13 protein-coding genes are annotated in these 17,649 nt (G+C 71.2%); 3 read left to right on the top strand and 10 right to left on the bottom strand.

Translation table 11 applies throughout. The features are described 5' to 3' along the window. Window positions 1–88: 88 nt before the first annotated feature. Entirely contained in the window at window positions 89–3,175 is a 3,087-nt protein-coding gene (locus tag ACGFIE_RS12830; protein WP_393294029.1) for a DUF3427 domain-containing protein, read from the top strand. 236 nt (window positions 3,176–3,411) lie between these two features. Here ACGFIE_RS12830 and ACGFIE_RS12825 read toward each other — a convergent pair whose 3' ends face one another. The 3 genes from ACGFIE_RS12825 to ACGFIE_RS12815 form a co-directional block, all read right to left on the bottom strand. After that, window positions 3,412–5,511, bottom strand: coding sequence for an MMPL family transporter (locus tag ACGFIE_RS12825; protein WP_393294027.1), 2,100 nt, complete (start codon window positions 5,509–5,511; stop codon window positions 3,412–3,414). Between the two features lie 329 nt (window positions 5,512–5,840). Next, complete coding sequence (locus ACGFIE_RS12820) at window positions 5,841–7,094, bottom strand: cellulose binding domain-containing protein (RefSeq protein ID WP_393294025.1); 1,254 nt, start codon at window positions 7,092–7,094, stop codon at window positions 5,841–5,843. Beyond that, the gene (locus tag ACGFIE_RS12815) at window positions 7,091–8,203 is read right to left on the bottom strand and encodes a ricin-type beta-trefoil lectin domain protein (protein WP_393294023.1); all 1,113 of its coding nucleotides are present in this window, start codon (window positions 8,201–8,203) and stop codon (window positions 7,091–7,093) included. Before ACGFIE_RS12815 ends, ACGFIE_RS12820 begins: the two co-directional genes overlap by 4 nt. 285 nt (window positions 8,204–8,488) lie before the next feature. Between ACGFIE_RS12815 and ACGFIE_RS12810 the strand changes: the two genes are divergently transcribed. Beyond that, complete coding sequence (locus ACGFIE_RS12810; RefSeq protein WP_393294021.1) at window positions 8,489–8,926, top strand: VOC family protein; 438 nt, start codon at window positions 8,489–8,491, stop codon at window positions 8,924–8,926. Here the strand turns inward: ACGFIE_RS12810 and ACGFIE_RS12805 are convergent. The 7 genes from ACGFIE_RS12805 to ACGFIE_RS12775 form a co-directional block, all read right to left on the bottom strand. Then, window positions 8,916–10,064: a hypothetical protein gene (locus ACGFIE_RS12805; RefSeq protein WP_393294019.1), complete on the bottom strand. Its 1,149-nt coding sequence runs from the start codon at window positions 10,062–10,064 to the stop codon at window positions 8,916–8,918. The genes ACGFIE_RS12810 and ACGFIE_RS12805 overlap by 11 nt on opposite strands. A gap of 140 nt (window positions 10,065–10,204) precedes the next feature. Continuing rightward, complete coding sequence (locus tag ACGFIE_RS12800) at window positions 10,205–11,335, bottom strand: epoxide hydrolase family protein (protein ID WP_393294017.1); 1,131 nt, start codon at window positions 11,333–11,335, stop codon at window positions 10,205–10,207. A gap of 198 nt (window positions 11,336–11,533) precedes the next feature. Next, on the bottom strand, window positions 11,534–11,914 hold the full coding sequence (locus ACGFIE_RS12795; RefSeq protein WP_393294015.1) for a YciI family protein: 381 nt from the start codon (window positions 11,912–11,914) through the stop codon (window positions 11,534–11,536). A 32-nt stretch (window positions 11,915–11,946) separates the two neighbouring features. Continuing rightward, entirely contained in the window at window positions 11,947–12,621 is a 675-nt protein-coding gene (locus ACGFIE_RS12790; protein WP_393294013.1) for a DUF998 domain-containing protein, read from the bottom strand. A 116-nt stretch (window positions 12,622–12,737) separates the two neighbouring features. After that, window positions 12,738–14,012: an RNA polymerase sigma factor gene (locus ACGFIE_RS12785; protein ID WP_393294011.1), complete on the bottom strand. Its 1,275-nt coding sequence runs from the start codon at window positions 14,010–14,012 to the stop codon at window positions 12,738–12,740. Window positions 14,013–14,118: 106 nt separating this feature from the next. Beyond that, window positions 14,119–14,652 carry a hypothetical protein gene (locus ACGFIE_RS12780; protein WP_393294009.1) on the bottom strand — a complete coding sequence of 178 codons (534 nt, stop codon included), beginning with the start codon at window positions 14,650–14,652 and terminating at the stop codon, window positions 14,119–14,121. 45 nt (window positions 14,653–14,697) lie between these two features. Continuing rightward, entirely contained in the window at window positions 14,698–15,846 is a 1,149-nt protein-coding gene (locus ACGFIE_RS12775; RefSeq protein WP_393294007.1) for a hypothetical protein, read from the bottom strand. A 245-nt stretch (window positions 15,847–16,091) separates the two neighbouring features. Between ACGFIE_RS12775 and ACGFIE_RS12770 the strand changes: the two genes are divergently transcribed. After that, entirely contained in the window at window positions 16,092–17,645 is a 1,554-nt protein-coding gene (locus ACGFIE_RS12770) for a gluconokinase (RefSeq protein ID WP_393294005.1), read from the top strand. The last annotated feature ends 4 nt before the right edge of the window (window positions 17,646–17,649 follow it).

Genomic DNA, 17,649 nt, shown 5'->3' with positions numbered 1-17,649 from the left:
CGACCTCGACAATTGCGCGGCAACTTTTGCCTATGCGACCGGTCGCCGTGCCCCACCTGTAGCTGGCTCGTGTGATTGGGTTACTCGAATGACGGATCTTGAGCGGGGCGTCTACGAGCACCTGATCACCCGTGAGCTGGCCACCCGCCTCCAGCACGTCGATCCCGCCCTGATCCAGCACCACAAGCTCGACCCCGCCGACGCCCACCACACCCTCGCCCGCCACATAGCCGCCCTGGCCGCCAGAGCCCTCCAATCCGTCCCCAACGGCGACGACAAGCTCCACCACCAGGTCGCGATGGCGAACCAGATCGCCGAAGCGATCGCCACCCTCAGCCCGAAGGCAGCGACACAGCAAGACCAGGTGACCGACGCAAAGCACCTGCTCCACGCCATCGCCGCCCCGCCAACCCCACCCGCGCTGCCCGCCTTCCCGCAGCGCCCCACCACTCCCCTCTCCACCGGCGCGCTGCTTGTCAACGGCCGTCACCAGCCCCGCATCGGCCACGAGGTCAACCACGAGATGGCCTCGGCCGAGAGCGTCGACCTGCTCTGCGCGTTCATCAAGTGGTACGGCCTGCGCATCGTCGAGCCGGCAATCCGCGAGCTGATCGCCCGAGGCGGCAAGGTCCGCGTCATCACCACCACCTACCTCGGCGCTACCGATCAGCGGGCGATAGACCGGCTGAAAGAGCTAGGCGCTGAGGTCAAGGTGTCTTACGAGACGAGGACCACAAGGCTGCACGCCAAGGCGTGGCTGTTCCGCCGTTCCAATGGCACCACCACCGCGTACGTTGGCTCGTCGAACCTGTCGAAGACTGCGCTTGTGGACGGCGTGGAGTGGAACGTCCGCATCTCGAACCTCGAGCAGCCGCACGTCATCGACACGTTCACGGCGACGTTCGAGGACTACTGGAACGATCCGGCGTTCGAGGCGTACGACGCGGCCCGGGACGCCGATCGGCTGCGGCACGCCCTTACCGGGGAGCGGCGCGACCAGGCACCGACCGAGATCTCGAACCTGGACGTGCGCCCGTACCCGTATCAGGCGGAAATCCTGGCCGACCTGGACGCCGAGCGGCTGGTGCACGGGCGTTGGCGCAACCTGGTGGTGATGGCGACGGGCACCGGCAAGACAGTTGTCGCCGCCCTCGACTACCGCCGCTTGAACAAGGCGGGCAGGGCGGATTCGCTGCTCTTCGTCGCCCACCAGGAGCAGATCCTGCGGCAGAGCCTCTCGACGTTCCGGCAGGTGATGGGCGATGGCAGTTTCGGCGAGACCCTTGTCGCGGGCGAGCGGCCGAACGGCTGGAAGCACGTCTTCGCCTCCATCCAGTCGCTGCACCGTCGGGAGGTCGACCCCGAGGCGTACGACATGGTGATCGTCGATGAGTTCCACCACGCGGAAGCGCCGACGTACGCCCGGCTGTTGGAGCGGCTGCGTCCCCGCGTACTCCTGGGACTGACGGCGACCCCCGACCGGGCCGACGGCGCCGACGTGCGCCGGTGGTTCGACGGCCATGCGGCCGTTGAGCTGCACCTGTGGGACGCGTTGGAGCGGCAGTTGCTCGCGCCGTTCCAGTACTTCGGGCTGCACGACGACGTGGACCTGTCGCAGGTCACCTGGAAACGCGGCCAAGGTTATGACCTGGCCGAACTCACCACCCTCTACACCGCCGACCACGCACGGGCGCGGACGGTGCTGCGTGCGGTCCGCGAGAAGGTCGACGTCGCTCGGATGCGGGCGCTCGGGTTCTGCGTGAGCATCGGGCACGCGGAGTTCATGGCGGACTGGTTCAACCGGCACAACGTGCCAGCGGCGGCAATCACCTCGGCAGTCGACCGTCTGACTCAAAAAACGCTGTTGCGGGACTTCAAGGCCGGCAAGCTGCGGGTGCTCTTCACCGTGGACCTGTTCAACGAGGGCGTCGACCTGCCGATGGTCGACACGATCCTGATGTTGCGCCCCACCGAGAGCGCCACGATCTTCCTGCAACAGCTCGGTCGTGGCCTGCGCCTCGACGACGACAAGCCCTGCCTCACGGTGCTCGACTTCATCGGTGGGCAGCACGCCAACTTCCGGTTCGACCTACGCTGGCGCGCCCTGACCGGGGTGAGCCGGCGGGCGATCACCGAGGCCGTCCGCGACGACTTCCCGAGCCTGCCGAGCGGCTGCCACGTCGAGCTGGACCGGGTGGCGAAGGAGGTCGTGCTGGCCAACCTGAAGAGTGCACTGCCCACCTCGAAGGCCGGCCTGGTATCCGAGCTGCGGCACCTCGGCGACGTCAGCCTGGCGACGTTCCTGCGCGAGACCGGCCTGGACATCGAGGACGTGTACCGGTCGGCAAGCATCGGCGGCTGGACCGGTCTGCGCCGGTCCGCCGGCATCGAGACGTCCACACCCGGCCCGGACGACCGGGAGTTGGGCCGGGCCATCGGCCGCATGCTGCACACCGACGACACCGCCCGGCTGGAGCTGCTGACCCGGGTCGCGGCCGGACCGCCCGCGCCAGGCCAGCAGGTGTACGCCGAGAGCGGTCGACTGCTGGACATGCTGCACTTCAGCCTGTGGGGGCCGAACGCGCCCCTCTCCACGCGCGACGATCGGCTGGCGCGGCTGTGGAAGGAGCCGGCGCGCTGCACCGAGCTACGCGAGGTGGCCGAGGTGCTGCGGGACCGCATCCACCGGGTCACGCCGACCGCCGCCCCGGGTGCGGTGCCGCTGCGGGTGCACGCGCGGTACAGCCGCAACGAGGCGTGCGCCGCCTTCGGGATGACCAACCCGGGCTCGCTGCGCGAGGGCGTGAAGTGGCTGCCCGACGCCCAGGCCGACCTGTTCTTCGTCACCCTGGTCAAGTCCGAGGCGCACTACTCCCCCACCACCATGTACGCCGACCGGGCCATCACCGACACGCTGTTCCAGTGGGAGTCGCAGAGCACCACCTCGGCGGCGTCGGCGACCGGGCAGCGCTACACGTCGGGTGGCTCGACGGTGCACCTGTTCGTCCGGGAGACCCGGATCGCCGACCGCGACCTGGGCGCCCCGCCGTACCTTTACGCCGGCACGATGACGTACGAGTCGCACACCGGCGACCGGCCGATGCGGATCCTCTGGCGGCTCCACCACGCCCTGCCCGCCGACGTCTACACCACCGCCCGCACGATCGCCGCCTAGTGCTGCTCCTGGAGTGGGTCAGGGACAGCGGTGTCGAATTGACTCGCCTCCTGCTGGCGCAGTGCGACTAAGGCCTGTTTTATGAGGGCGGTCGAGTTTCATGAGGGCGAGTCCGGGCGGCGATCCGGCAAGGCGCGGTTTCGTTCGGATACCGGTGTCGTATCCGGGCGAAACCGCAACGCCGACGGTCGTCGTCCGGGCCCGCCGCAGGCCGGCCAGGTCTCATGAAACAGGCCTTAGCTCGGTTGGTCGACGGCGCGGGCGTGTCGCCCGCCGGCCGGCCGCTCGTCCCCGTGGCCCGGCCACCACGCCTTGTGCCCGATCAGCGCGGTCAGCGCCGGGACGAAGAACATCGACATGACGAACGCCGACAGCACGATGCCGATCGCCACCGCGAAGCCCATCTGCTGAAGGAAGGAGATCGGCGCGAGCAGCAGCACCGCGAACGTGCCGGCCAGGATCAGTCCGGCTGCCGCGACGGTTGGGCCGGCGTGTTGCACACCGATGGCGGCGGCCTCGTGTGGTGCGTTGCCCTCCCGCGCTTCCTCGCGTAGTCGGGCGATCATCAGGATGTTGTAGTCGGTCCCGATCGCCACCACGAAGAGGTAGAGGATGATCGGCAACTGGAAGGTGACACCGGGCTCGCCCTGAAGCCCTTGGAAGAGGTAGACGGTCGCGCCCAGTGTGGCGGCGAAGTTGAGCAGCACCGCGATCACCAGGTAGATCGGCGCGACCAGGCTGCGCAGCAGCAGCGCGAGGATGAGCGCGATCAGCCCGGCCGCGACCGGCAGGATCACCGACAGGTCGCGGTTGTTCGCCGAGTTGATGTCCGCGAAGATCGCGGTGGTCCCGCCGACCAGCGCCCGGGTGCCGGGTGGGGCCGCCGCGTGCACGGCACCGCGCAGGTCCTCGCGGACGAGGGTGATCGCCTTGTTGGAGACCGGATTCTCGTTGAGCAGCAGGTTGACCCGGGCCACGCTCGGGTCGGTGCTGCGCTCCGGCGGCTGCGCCTGGCCCACACCCGGGGCTTTGGCTACGGCCGCCGCGAAGTCGTTGACCTGCTGCTCGGTCAGCTGCGACCCGTTACTGGTGGTCAGGTAGACCTCGGTAGGGGCGAGCGCACCGGCGGCGAACCCGCGTTGCAGGTCCTGCGCGGCCTTCGCCGACTCGGTGTCCTGCGGGAAGCCGGCGCTGAAGTCGTAGTCGGCCTTGTAGCTCAGCACCCCTGCGGCGAGCGCGATCAGGATGATGCCGGAGATCGCCGCGACGAGTGCCGGCCGGCGCCCGACGGTGCTGCCGAGCCGGTGCGAGATGGTGGCCTTGGGCGTACGCTGCCAGGCCTTCGACGGCCAGAAGACGTACCGGCCGAGCAGCGAGACGACCGCCGGGACGAGGGTGAGCGAGGTGACGAGCATGACGCCGACCGCGATCGCGAGCGCCGGGCCGAGCGAGCCGAAGAAGCCCAGCGAGGCGAGGAGCAGCACGAGGAACGCGACGATTACCGCTCCGGCGGCCGAGGTGATGACCTCGCCGACCCGCTGGACGGTGACGATCATCGCGGTGCGCTTGTCGTCGCCTGCCCGCAGCCGTTCCCGGTAGCGGAAGAGCAGGAACAGGATGTAGTCGGTGCCGATGCCGAACAGCACGATCAGCAGGATCGTCTGGAGGTCCTGACTGACACTGAGGTCGAATGCCTTGCCGGCGGCGGCGACGAGACCCGTCGTGATGCTCAGGACGACGCCGACGACCAACACGGGCAGCAGCGCGGCGATGGGGCTGCGGAAGATGATCAGGATCAGTCCGATGATCAGGATGATCGTCGCGATGCCGACCACGGCGAAGGCGTTGTTGAAGGTGTCCTCGTTGTCGACGAAGCTCGCCACGTCGCCGGCCACGCCCGCGGTCAGTCCACTGTTCGCCAACTCCGGGCCGATGTCCGCTCGCAGATCGCGGACGGCGTCGAGCAGCGTCGGGTCGTCGGGGGTGGGGGCGTCGAGCCCGACGTTGACGATCTGCACCGACCTGTCCGGTGCCACTGCTTGCGGACCGGTCTGGTAGCCGGACGTGGCCGGGATGTTCTTGGCCTTGAGCGCCTGGGCGAGCTTGCCCACCGTCGACTCGTCCGCCGGCGTCAGCTTCTGCCCGTCGGCGCGCTTGACCACGATGACCGCGGTCGCGGTGGCCTGCTGTGGAAACGCCTTCTGCCCGAGTTCGGTGGCCTGCACGGACTCGTACGAGCGGGGCAGGAAGCTTTCCTGATCCGCTGAGGTGATGTCGCTGAGCGATGGTGTGGTGAAGATGATCGCTGCCGCCACCACCACCCACCCGGCAATCACCCACCACGCTCTGCCCACAACGAATCTGCCCAGCCGCTCGAACATGGTTCCCCCCGTGCGTTCGACACCACAGTCGTCTGGGCCTGGAGCGCCCAGGGGCGCGCACCCCATCACTCGTCCGGGTGGTCTTCGCTACCCGCTGTGCAGACTACAGTCGCCCGCCACTCCTTTTCGGATGCATGGCCTTCGAGGGCTGCGGGAGTTTCAGCTGTTGGAGTCGTCGAGCACCGCGAGTCGCCGCGCACCTCGACGCTTGCCGCCGAGGGCGCGGCGATCGACAGGCGGCTCCGATCGGAGCCGTACGACCCGCGGTTATGTCCTACGACTGCTCACGGACTGGCGCAGGTCGGTGACGCGTTTGCTGGCGTACCGGAACCGAGGAAGCCGAAGGTCGTCGTGCCGCCCGGGGCGAGCGACCCGTTGTAGGAGACGTTGCGGACCGTCGCGGTCGAACCGCTGGTGCTCAACGTGCCGTTCCAGGCCTGACTGATGCTCTGGCCGTTGTTCAGCTCCCACCGGACGGTCCAGCCGTTGATGGCTGCGGTGCCGGCGGCCACTGTCACCTCCCCCTGGAAGCCGCCGGACCACGAGTTGACGGTGCGGTAGGTCGCGGTGCAGGCAGCGTCGGAGGGCGGCGGCGTGGTCGGCGCACCCGTGGTCGGCGGTGTGGACGTGGGCGGGGTGGACGTGGGCGGTGTCGTCGGCCCGTCCGGTGGCACCAGGGGGCAGGTGGCGTTGAACCGCGAAACACCCGTGCTGTTCCCCAGGGGGCAGAGGAACTGGGTGTAGCGGGTGTCGTTGTCCAGGAACGTCTTGAGCCAGGGGATCAGGAGTCGCATCTCGGTGGGGTTCGACCTGGTGAACGAGAGGTGGTCGTTGCCGGCCAGCTCCGCCCAGGCATGCTCCACGCCTGCGGGCAGCGTGTTGTAGATGCCCTGCACGTAGGAGGGCGTGACAGTGCCGTCGTTCTGTCCCGACAGGAGCATCGTGGGGACCTGGGTGGTGGACATGTTCAGGTTGTTGCCGGGCGTACCGGGTGCGAGGCCGACCGCCGCCTTCAGGGTCGGCCGCCGGAGGGCGGCGAGGAGGGTTCCGGCGCCGCCCGCCGAGTGGCCCATGACTCCGAGCCGGTTGGGATCGACCCGGTTGCGGATCGGGCTGGTGCGGGTGAGGTAGTCCAGTGCGGCGAGGAGCTGGGTGGCGCGGGCGTCGGCGCCGTCGGTGCGGCTGTTGGTTTCGATGCCGATCACCACGAACCCGAAGGAGGCCAGCCAGGGGCCCATCCAGGCTTCCTCGTTGGCGAACAGGGCGGAGTAGCCGGGGACGATCGCCACCGCGCCCCAGGTGCCCTGGCTGGTGTCGGTCGGGTAGTAGACGTACCCGCCGTTGAAGCCGTTGCCCGCCGGCACTGTCGCCTGCGTCGTGGCGAACGGGCCGCGGGTGGCGGCCACGCTGGCCGGGGTCGGATCCGGACCCCGTTGGTACGGGCTGTCCGCGGCCGCCGCGTCGCGTGTCGTTGTCGCCATCGCCAGGCCGACGACCACCGCGAGCGCGGCCGTCAACCATCGTGTGGGCTGCCTCATCGACGGCTCCACTGCTGGTTGGCCTGGCCGGTGCAGGTCCACAGGACGAGCTTCGTGCCGTTGGCGGTGCCCTGGTTGTACGGGTCGAGGCAGAGGCCGGACTGCACGCCGGTGATGGTGCCGTTGGCGTTGATGTTCCACTGCTGGTTCGTGCCGCCGTGGCAGTCGTAGATGGTGACCTGGGTGCCCGGGGTGGTGCCGTAGCCGGCGGCGTCGAGGCACTTGTTGCCGTAGACGGTGAGCGCCTTGCTGGACGTGTAGGTCCACTGCTGGTTGGTACCGCCGTGGCAGTCCCACAGGGCGACCTGGGTGCCGTTGGTGGTGGAGGAGCCGGGGACGTCGACGCACCTGCCGGAGCGGGTGCCCACGATCGTGGCGGTCTGTCCGCCGCCGCTGCCCGGGTTGCCGATGCTTCCGGGCACCGACTGCAACGCGCTGTACCAGCGGGCGGCCATCTTGTCGTAGCCGCCGGCGGTGGGGTGGACGCCGTCGATCAGGTCGGCGGTGGTGAGGGCGCTGTGCATGTCGACCACGTGCACCCGCTTGCCGGCGCTCACCTTGCTCTGCACGATCCCGGGGATCGCTGCGTTGAAGGTGCGGGCGGCAGCGTCCTGGCCGCTGTTGGAGATCGGGATGATCTGGGCCACGAACACCTCGGCGGTGGGCGCGGTGTTGGTGATCTTGTCGATCAGCGTGGAGAGCCGGTTCGGGGCGGTGCTCACGTTGTAGTTCTGCAGGATGTCGTTGGTGCCGATGTGCAGCAGGACGGTCTGCGGTCGTTGGGTGTTCAGCCAGCCGACGATGTTCGCGTCGATCTGGTCGATCCGCCAGCCGGGATGCCCCTGGTGGTCGTGGTCACCCAGGCTGGCCGGCCCGTTGAACTGCGAGCCGACGAAGTCCACCGTGTACCTGTTGGTGGCGAGACGCTGCCAGAGCCCGATGCGGTACCCGCCGGGGACCTGGGTGCCCTCGGTGATGGAGTCGCCGAGTGGCATCACCCGTACCCCGCCGTTGGATTCCGCGTTGGCCGGCCCGGTGGGTGTCACCACTCCGGCGATGACGACGCCGAGCGCGGCGAGCGTCGCGAGCCATCGTGCCCTCGTTCGCATAGCTTTCTCCCCTGATTGGTCGAGCTGGCCGAGGGCATGGGCCGGCCGGTGGGGGCCGCCACGGGCAGCCGGCGACCGTCTGGGAGCGGGGCCGGCCGGACCGAGCAGCCGCCGGCTGCCGGGGGTTTCCCCGGCGTACGCCGATCGTCACATCGGCATGGCGTTACTGCCTCAGCACTGGGACGAGTGTGAGCGCTAACAGAGAAGAGTGTAGATTCGTGGGGTTGATCCGGTCTACCTCTTCCTCTACCGCACGCCGAGGTGATCGCGCGTTAGGTTACGAGGATGGACCAGCGGATCAGCCTGATCACCCTCGGCGTCTCCGACCTGGCACGCGCCAAGGTCTTCTACGAGCACCTCGGCTGGCACGGCCAGGGGGTCGAGGAGACGGTCTTCCTCCAGGCCGGCGGCCTGGCCCTCGTCCTCTGGAGCCGCGACAAGCTGGCCGCCGACGCCGGCGTACCCAACCCGGACACCGGCGGCTTCGGCGGGATCACCCTCGCCCAGAACGTCCGCTCCCGGGCGGAGGTCGACGAGGTGATGGCCACGGCGGGCAAGGCCGGCGCCGAGGTGACGCAGCCGGCGCGGGAGACGTTCTACGGCGGCTACGCCGGCTACTTCGCCGACCCGGACGGCCACGTCTGGGAGATCGCCTGGAACCCGGGCTTCACCCTCGGCCCGGACGGCGCTCTCACCCTCCCGGACTTCGGCGCTACGGGCTGACCTGAGGTGTGGCGGTCGCGGCCGGCTCGCTGGTTGACGGCGAGGGCGAGGGAGTCACAGTGGGCGAGGCCGTCGGGTAGGGCGTCGGCGTCGCGCTGACCGAAGGAGCCGGCGCGGTCGGCGGGACCGGGAGGGGCGCGGCAGACGGGACCGGGGCACCGGACCCGACGGGATCGGCGGAGGCGGCCGGACCGGCTGGCCGGGTTCGTGGGGCAAGCGGCGCCGGACGGACCGACGGCACCGCCGGGCGGACGGCAGGAGCCGGAACGGTTGGTCCGACCGGGTCGTCGGCCGCCGCGGGCGCACCCCGGTCCAGCAGCACCAACTCGTCGGTGAAGGTGGACGCGCTGGTCACGATGGTGGCGGCTTCCGCCCTCCGCACCGGGCCGACGTCCGGTGACCCCACCGCGCCCGGGCCGAGCGTCGCGAGCACCACTGTCGCGACGGTGGCGACGGCGAGGGCCCGGCGGTCGGGGCGTACGGCCGTCAGGGGCGCGTCGACAGGCGCGACCGGCGGCAGCGGCACCGGCGGGGTGGCCTGGTGCGCGGCAAGCAGGGCGTCGACCTGCGCGGTCACGGCGGCGCGATCGTCGGTGGCCGCGAGCGTGAGGTAGAACCGGAAGTTCACGGCGGCGCTGGCCGGGACCCGCAGCCCGTCGAGTCGACAGGTGTCGTGCAGCAGGGTGACCGGCACGTCGGGGTGGTGGGCGACGCCGCGCAGGTCCGCGTACCGCCATTCGCGCCGGTGTTCGCGGCCGGCGAAGGCCACGCGGTGGCTGGTCACCACCGCCATGCCACTGTCGACGACCCGCAGGCCCGCCGGCAGGGCCGCGCCGACCGTCTCGGCGAGGGCACAGCCGCCGGGCGTGGGCAGGCCGGCGACGTGCCGGGCCTCCGCCTCGACCAGCTCTGCGACGGGTACGACCCGGAAGACGAGCTCGTCGACGTCGAGGTCGACGGGGAGGCCGGCGCGGGGCTGCGTACACCCCAGGAACCCGGCGGCCTCGATGCGGAGCCGGACCAGGTGGTCCTGGCGTCGACGCCAGGCGGCCGTGGCGTCGCGGTACGCGCGCCGACGCCTGTCGTTCTCGCGCTCGGCCCAGGCGAGCCGCCAGGAGGAAGGTGCCAGTGCGGTCACGGTCACACGCGGTACAACCGCTCATCTACGTGACAGGGAACGCGGCGGGGATCGATGCTTCCCTTTGGTCCGCAAAGGAGAGAATTGACGGACGTCGGCGGCTGCTCCGGTGGAGACCGGAGCAGCCGGCGACGCGAGCACTACGACCGTAGCGAGGTGAAGAACTCCCTAAGCTCGGCGGCGAGCAGGTCCGGCTGCTCCAGGGGCATGAAGTGCCCGCCGCGACCCGGTTCGCTCCAGTGCCGGATGTCGGTGCAGGCCCGCTCGGCGATCTCCCTGGGAAAGTTGGCCTGCGAGGGTTCGCGGCTCACCGTGAACGCGGCCGGCACGGTGATCGGGGGGCGCGGCGTGTTGTGGTCGAAGTCGGCGTACTGCCGAAACGACGAGCCGATCGTGCCGGTCACCCAGTAGAGCGTGATGATGGTGAGCAGAGTGTCGGTGTCGAAGCTGTTGGCCAGATCACCGTGGTTGTCGCTCCAGTCCCGGTACTTGTCGACGAGCCAGGCGGCCAGCCCCGCCGGCGAGTCGACGAGCGCCGCCGCGAGGGTATCCGGCCGGGTGCCCATGATGGCGCTGTAGCCACCGTCGGTCTCGTCGTACGCGGCCTCGGCGTCCAGGAACGCCTGCTCGGCCGCCGACAGGGGACGGGCGTCGAAGCTGGCCGGGAACGGTGGATGGATCATGTGGATGCCGACTACCTGCTCCGGGTGCAGAGCACCGAGCCAGCCCGTGACCACCCCGCCGACGTCGCCGCCGAACGCGCCGTACCGCTGGTAGCCGAGCACGTCGGTCATCAGCTCGTGCAACGTCCGGGCCAGCACCGCCCGGGTCAGCGGATCGTCGGGCAGCTCCGACCAACCGAAGCCGGGCAGCGAGGGAACCACCACGTCGAACGCGCCGCCGGTGGGACTGGTGAGCCGGTCGACCAGGGGCAGCATCTCGACGAAGCTGCTGGGCCAGCCGTGGGTGAGCAGCAACGGCGGCGGCGCGGGCACACCGGCCGGACGGGTCGCCCGGACGTGCAGGAAGTGCAGCTTCCGGCCGCCGACGAGCGCCAGATGCTGGGGGTACGCGTTGAGTGCGGCCTCGCGGGCACGCCAGTCGAACTCGTCGTGCCAGTAGGACACCAGGTCCCGCAGGTAGTCGGGATCGGTGCCGCCCTGCCACGGGCGGTCGCCGCTGCGGTAGGTGAAGCGGGTACGGGCCAGTCGGGCCCGCAGATCGTCGAGCACCGCATCGGGTACGTCGATGCGGAACGGGGAGACAGACATGGACCCTCCGATAAGGAGGGCGCTCCCCGACGCGGAAGGTCAGCTGAGGGGAACGGCGGAGAGGAGCGCCCAGGAATGACGATGAGTGGTCACCGGGCTCACCTCCTCTCGTGGCTGACGACGATCACCCTACCCGTCGCGGGGTGGGACGCGCACGCGCCGCCGCCCGGCGCGACCCGGACGGCTGCGCGGCGGGGGTCAGGCCTGTTGACCGGGCTCGGGGCTCTCGTAGACGCGGCGGATGTCCACCTCCACCGCACCGAACGTCGCGGTGAAGACGTCCACGAACCGTCGCCCCCACTCCACTGCCTCCTCGTGGGAGCGCACGTCCACGAGCGCGAACCCGGCGATCAGTTCCTTGGTCTCGGTGAACGGCCCGTCGGTGACAGTGGTCTTGCCGCCGCTCACGGTGATCCGGGTGGCGTCCGTGACGGTCGGGCAGAGCCCTTCGGCGGCGACCAGGATCCCGGCCTGCGCCACCTCCTTCATGAAACCTTCCATCCGGGTCACGAACTCCGGGGGCGGGTTGAACACTCCGGGCAGGTTCTCGTCGAGCTTGTGCATCATCATGTAGCGCATGGTTCGGTCCTCTCCGAATCGATGAGTGACGGTCAGCGGTTGATCGGTCGAGCACAGAGCGCGGTGAGCCAGCCGAAGGTGGGGACGCAGGCGAGCGCCATCCGCACGCTGAGAGTGTCCTGGTCGGGCCAGGCCAGGACGGCGACGACGGCCAGCGCGCAGCCGAGCGAGAATGCCGCCCGCAGACGTTGCCCGGCCCGCCACCAGGTGCGGGCGAAGACCAGGCAGGCGATGGGCAGCGAGCCGAAGGCCAGCCCCGCGCCGACGCCGTGACCGATGGCGTGCCAGCTCACCGAGTCGGGCGTGCCCTCGGGTGCGCCGGCCGGCCAGCCCATGCTCGGGTCGGAGACCAGCACCCCGGCGATGATCAGGCCGAGGCCGTGCACGGCGATCAGCGCGGGCCCCCACGTCCCGCCCGGCTCGCCGCTAAGCGTCCGGCGCAGCCCGACCGCGCCGGCCAGGGCGAGCAACCCGGTCAGCACGAAGTTGGCGGTCTGGATCCACCCCAGGTCGCCGAGAGCGAGCAGGCTGAGCGGCTGCCGGCTCAGATCGAACCCGTCGCGGGTGAGCACCTGGGCGGCCGCCACCACCCCGAACAGCGGCCCGGCGAGGACTCCGCCGGCCAGCAGCGCCCTCGTCGTCGTACGCCGGGAGTCGACACCGGCCACTGCGGGCCGTGCGCTCGTCTCGTTCGCCGTCGTCGTCATGTCCTTCTCCTCGTCTCTGCCCGGCCGGTCGCCGGTCCCGGGCGCCGGTGCGAGCCGGCCTTCACTGACGCGTCGAGCGGCGGACACGGGATACGACATGGCTGGCGAAGAATTTCTCAGCGGGTCGGCGCGACGCCGCGGGCACAGTCGGCGGCACGGGCGAACAGCAGCGCCCGCTCACGTTCGTTGCCGGTGAGGTGGGCTGCCCTGTCGAACTCGACGCGCGCCTCGTCGTAGCGGCCCAGCTTCGCCAGCAGGTCCCCGAGCACGCTGGGCAGCAGGTGGTAGCCGGCCAGCGCCGACTCGTCGGCGAGCGCTCGGGCCAGGTCCAGGCCGGCGGCGGGGCCGTCGGCGAAGGAGACCGCGACGGCCCGGTTCAGCTCCACTACCGGCGACGGTACGACCCGGGCCAGCTCCGCGTAGCCGGCCGCGATCCGCGCCCAGTCCGTCTCGGCCGGGGTACGCGCCCGCGCGTGACAGGCGGCGATCTCCGCCTGGAGGGTGTACGGACCGGCGGGGATGCCGACTGCTCGGGCCTGGTCGAGGGCGGCCAGACCCCGGCGGATCAGCAGGTGGTCCCACCGTCCGCGGTCCTGTTCCAGGAGCAGGATCGGCTCTCCCGCGGCGTCGACCCTCGCCGCGGTGCGGGACGCCTGGATTTCCAGCAGCGCGGCGAGCCCGTGCACCTCCGGTTCCGCGGGCATCAGCCCCTGCAGGACGCGGGCCAGGCGCAGCGCCTCCGCGCAGAGGGCGGGGCGCATCCAGTCGTCGCCGGCGGTCGCCGAGTAGCCCTCGTTGAAGATCAGGTAGATCACCTCCAGCACGGAGGCGAGCCGTTCGCCGCGCTCCTCGACACCGGGCACCTCGAACGGCACCTTCGCATCGGCGAGGGTCTTCTTGGCTCGGGTGATCCGCTGCGCGACAGTGGTCTCCGGCGCCAGGAACGCGCGGGCGATCTCGTCCGTCTTCAACCCGCCGAGCATCCGCAGGGTCAGTGCCGCCCGCGCCTGCGGCGACAACACCGGATGGCAGGCGGTGAAGACCAGCCGCAGGAGGTCGTCGTCGATCCGTTCCTCGAAGGCGGCGTCGAAGTCGGGGAGGAACTGCTCGTCGCCGAGATCTCGCCCAAGGTCGGCGACCCGCCGTTCCAGCAGGGCCCGGCGGCGCAGCGCGTCGATCGCCCGTCGCTTGCCGACAGTGGTGAGCCAGGCGCCCGGGTTGGCCGGTACCCCGTCGCGCGGCCACTGCTCCAGCGCCGCGACCAACGCGTCCTGGGCCAACTCCTCGGCCCAGCCCACGTCACGCACCACGCCGGCCAGGGCGGCGATCACCCGCCCGGCCTCGATCCGCCACACCGCCTCGACGGTGCGGTGCACCTGCTCGTCTCCCATGACCGCCCATCACAGCAGGCCCGTCCAGTGGGGACAAGGAACACGCACAGCCGGCTGCGTCAGCCAGTGCGGCAGCGTCAGCCGGCGCGCCTGCGGCGCGGCAGCGTCACCCGGCGCGCCTGCGGCGCGGCAGTGGCCCGTCGACAGGAAAGCGTGACCGCGTACGCGGCGGGTACGCCTCGCAGTGCCCGGCCCACTGGTCGGCGGCGACGGTGAGGGCGTCCGCGGAGACGGTGAGGAGCAGCGGGTAGACGGCGGTGGCCGGTCGGCGCATCCACGGGGGCAGCGACTCGGCGGAGAACTCGACGGTCAACTCCAGCCGGCGGCGACGGATCGCCCGGGTGCGCAGGGCCAGATTGGGTTCGGTGAAGCGGACCATCGCCGGTGGCGGGGCCGGCCCGGCGGCAGCGATCGCCTGACCGTGCAGCCAACTGCTCAGCGCACGGGCCTCCTCGACAAGCAGGCTCGGGTAGTGGTGCGACCAGGTCTGCCCGTCGGCGGTGCGGGCGTCCACCTCGATGAGCAGCCAGTCCTGCCAGCCCGGCGCGGCCCGCTCGGGATCGTCGGGCGGGTCGATGCCGGGCTGGTAGCCGACCGGGCGGATCCGCACCCGGGCACCATCGTCGGACCGGATCTCCACCCGATCATTCTCGCCGACCGAAGCGGACAATTACCCCAAATCAGGTTACTGGGAGACGCTCCGCCGGACACCCCGATGGTCGGCGCACGCACCCGCCCGGCCACCGGTCAGGCTGACCGAGCCGTCCCGGCACTGCACCAGATAACCCCGGCCCGCCCAGAACTGCGGCACGCAGTCGAACCAGTCGCACACCTCGGCGGCCGGCCGGCGGATCCGGGTTCCGGCACAGAAGTCGTACCCCAGCGGGTTTTCCGGCGCGCCGCACCGCGGCCCGGACGTCGCGCTCGACGACGGGCGCGGCGCGGACGGGCGCTTCGGCGCGGTGGTGCGCGTGGGCGGCCGGGCCGCCGGGCGCAGCAGCGCGGGAACGGCGCTCGGGGTGGATGCCGGCGTGGCCGCCGCCGCGACCTCCGCGCCGCCGGCCGGGTCCGACGGGTTCGAGTCGAACAGCGCCGCAGGCACCAGCAGCGCGATGCCCGCCGCCACCGCGATGGTCCGACGGCCACCGGGAACGCGCGAGGACAGCCGGGCCTGCGCCGGCGTGGCCACCGCCGGCCGGAACGGCTTGAGCTGGTCGTGCTCCGCGATCAGCTCGTCGAGCTGGGCGAGCACCGCGGCGCGCTGCTCGATCGCGTCGGCGAAGGCCAGCGTCAGCTTGAACCGGAAGTCGGCCGCCGCGTCGGTGGGCAGCAACAATCCGGAGGTACGCCGCCGGTCCAGCACCTGGATCAGGGTCACCGGCGCCGCCGGGTCGTGGGCCAGGCCGGTCATTCGGCCGTACGCCCAGTCGCGCCGACCGCGTCCGCCGAGCATCACCAGCCGACGGCTGGTGATGACCGCCATGCCGGCGTCGGTGACGCGTACGCCGTCCGGGCGGCGCGGGCGCAGCGGCGCGGCCGGCGCGGCGACCGTCAGGTCCGGTGCGGGCAGCACAGTCGTGTGTCGTACCTCGACCAGTTGCGCGGCGGGCAGCGCCCACAGCACGACCTCGTCGTCGACCAGCTCAAGTGGGAGGCCCGCGCCGGCCGCCGCGGACCCGTGGAAGTCGGCGGCCAGGGCGCGCAGCCGCCGTAACTCGTCGTCGCGTCGCCGCCAGGCCTTCTCGGCGCCGTGGTACGTGCTGACCCGCCGCACGTTCTGCCGCTGCGCCCAGCGGTACCGCCATGTGGAACCCGTCGATTCAGTCCTTGCCACGCCGACTCCTTCGCCGCGCAGGCCACCAATCCGGGGTGCACTCGGATTAACAGTCGTGACGGGCGGCCGGGACACGCCAGGATGGGCGAACTATACGAACGGTGGAGCAACCCGGACGATCGGGCGATACTGCTGCGTCGATTCATCTTCCGTCGCGCCCTGCGCGGCGATCGCCGTCTCGGTAACGTCAGCCGCAGCCGGGTGGCGACGCGCCGCCGCGCCGCACGTACGGAGGGGTGAGGGCCATGCCGCCAGACACCCTGCCCGGCGTGGTCATCGGGGTCGACATCGGCACCACGAGCACCAAGGCCATGGTGTACGACACCGACGGCCGGCTGCTCGCCAGCCACACCGCCGGCTACCCCCTCGACGACCCGCTCCCCGGGTACGCCGAGCAGGACCCGGAGCTGATCCTCGCCGCCGTCGTCGAGTCGATCCGGGCCGTGGTGACCGAGCTGACCGTTCCGGTCTCCGGCCTGGCCCTCTGCTCCGCCATGCACAGCCTCATCGGGCTCGACGCGGCCGGCGACCCGCTCACGCCGTCGGTGACCTGGGCCGACTCCCGGGCCACCCGCCAGGCCGAGCGGCTACGGGCGGTGCCGTCCGGGCTGGCCCTGCACCGACGCACCGGGACGCCCATGCACCCGATGTCGCCGCTGCCCAAGCTGCTCTGGTTCAACGAGCAGGAGCCGAAGCTCTTCGAACGCGTCGCGCACTGGGTCGGCATCAAGGACTGGGTGCTGCTGCGACTCTGCGGGGCGCTGGTCACCGACCACTCGATCGCCTCGGCCACCGGCCTGCTGGACATCCACACCCTGCGGTGGGACACCGAGGCGCTCACCATCGCCGGCATCACCGAGGAGCAGTTGCCCCAACTGGTCGCCACCACCGCCGTCCTGCCCGGCCTCACGCCGCGGGCCGCCACCGCCCTCGGCCTGCCGCAGCGCACCCCGGTGGTGGTCGGCGCCGGTGACGGGCCGCTCGCCAACCTGGGCCTCGGCGCGGTCCACCCGGGCATGGTGGCCTGCTCGATAGGCACCAGCGGTGCCATGCGCGTCATGGTCGAACGCCCCAGCGTGGACCCACTGGGCGGGGTGTTCTGCTACGCGCTGACCGAGGACCGCTGGGCGGTCGGCGGCGCGATCAACAACGGCGGCATCGTCCTCAAGTGGGCGGGCACGGCGCTCGCGCCGGACCTGGGCGAGCACCCCGAGGAGGAGCTGGTCGCCCTCGCGGCGCAGGCGCCGGTCGGCTCGGGCGGGCTCATCATGCTGCCGTACCTGCACAGCGAACGGGCTCCACACTGGAGTGCGCTGCCCCGCGGCGCGTACGTCGGGCTGACCCACGGGCACCGCCGCGAACACCTCGTCCGGGCCGCCATGGAGGGGGTCTGCCAACAGTTGGCGCTGGTGCTCACCTCGGTGCGCGCCGCCGGCAACGAGGTCCGCGAGATCCGCGCCGGCGGCGGTTTCGCCCGCAGTGGCCTGTGGCGGCAGATGCTCGCCGACGTGCTCGGCATGCCGGTGAGCTTCCCGGCCGGCCGCGAGGGGTCGAGCTTCGGCGCCGCGCTGCTCGGCATGCAGGCGCTGGGCCTGATCCCCAGCATCGACGTGGCCGCCGACCTGGTCCGCATCGAGGAGGTCATCCGCCCCGACCCGGCCGCCGCCGCCACGTACGCGGCGCTGCTGCCGCTCTTCGCCGAGCTGTACGACGCGCTGGTGCCCACCTTCACGTCGATGCGCCGGCTGGCGCCCGGCCTACCCGCCGAGCCGGCCACCCCCGCAGGACCACAGATGTAGGCCC

The organism is Micromonospora sp. NPDC049275 (genome assembly GCF_043197115.1).
Classification (GTDB): Bacteria; Actinomycetota; Actinomycetes; order Mycobacteriales; family Micromonosporaceae; genus Micromonospora.
Note: the sequence above shows the minus strand (reverse complement) of the source record. Positions and strands in the feature narration are given on the sequence as shown.

What these genes read in the sequence shown, in the direction of transcription:
- ACGFIE_RS12830 (WP_393294029.1), top strand. Translation starts at nt 89, where the DNA reads ATGACGGATCTTGAGCGGGGCGTCTACGAGCACCTGATCACCCGTGAG.
- ACGFIE_RS12770 (WP_393294005.1), top strand. Translation starts at nt 16,092, where the DNA reads ATGCCGCCAGACACCCTGCCCGGCGTGGTCATCGGGGTCGACATCGGC.
- ACGFIE_RS12790 (WP_393294013.1), bottom strand. Translation starts at nt 12,621, where the DNA reads ATGACGACGACGGCGAACGAGACGAGCGCACGGCCCGCAGTGGCCGGT.
- ACGFIE_RS12800 (WP_393294017.1), bottom strand. Translation starts at nt 11,335, where the DNA reads ATGTCTGTCTCCCCGTTCCGCATCGACGTACCCGATGCGGTGCTCGAC.
- ACGFIE_RS12815 (WP_393294023.1), bottom strand. Translation starts at nt 8,203, where the DNA reads ATGCGAACGAGGGCACGATGGCTCGCGACGCTCGCCGCGCTCGGCGTC.
- ACGFIE_RS12810 (WP_393294021.1), top strand. Translation starts at nt 8,489, where the DNA reads ATGGACCAGCGGATCAGCCTGATCACCCTCGGCGTCTCCGACCTGGCA.
- ACGFIE_RS12795 (WP_393294015.1), bottom strand. Translation starts at nt 11,914, where the DNA reads ATGCGCTACATGATGATGCACAAGCTCGACGAGAACCTGCCCGGAGTG.
- ACGFIE_RS12785 (WP_393294011.1), bottom strand. Translation starts at nt 14,012, where the DNA reads ATGGGAGACGAGCAGGTGCACCGCACCGTCGAGGCGGTGTGGCGGATC.
- ACGFIE_RS12820 (WP_393294025.1), bottom strand. Translation starts at nt 7,094, where the DNA reads ATGAGGCAGCCCACACGATGGTTGACGGCCGCGCTCGCGGTGGTCGTC.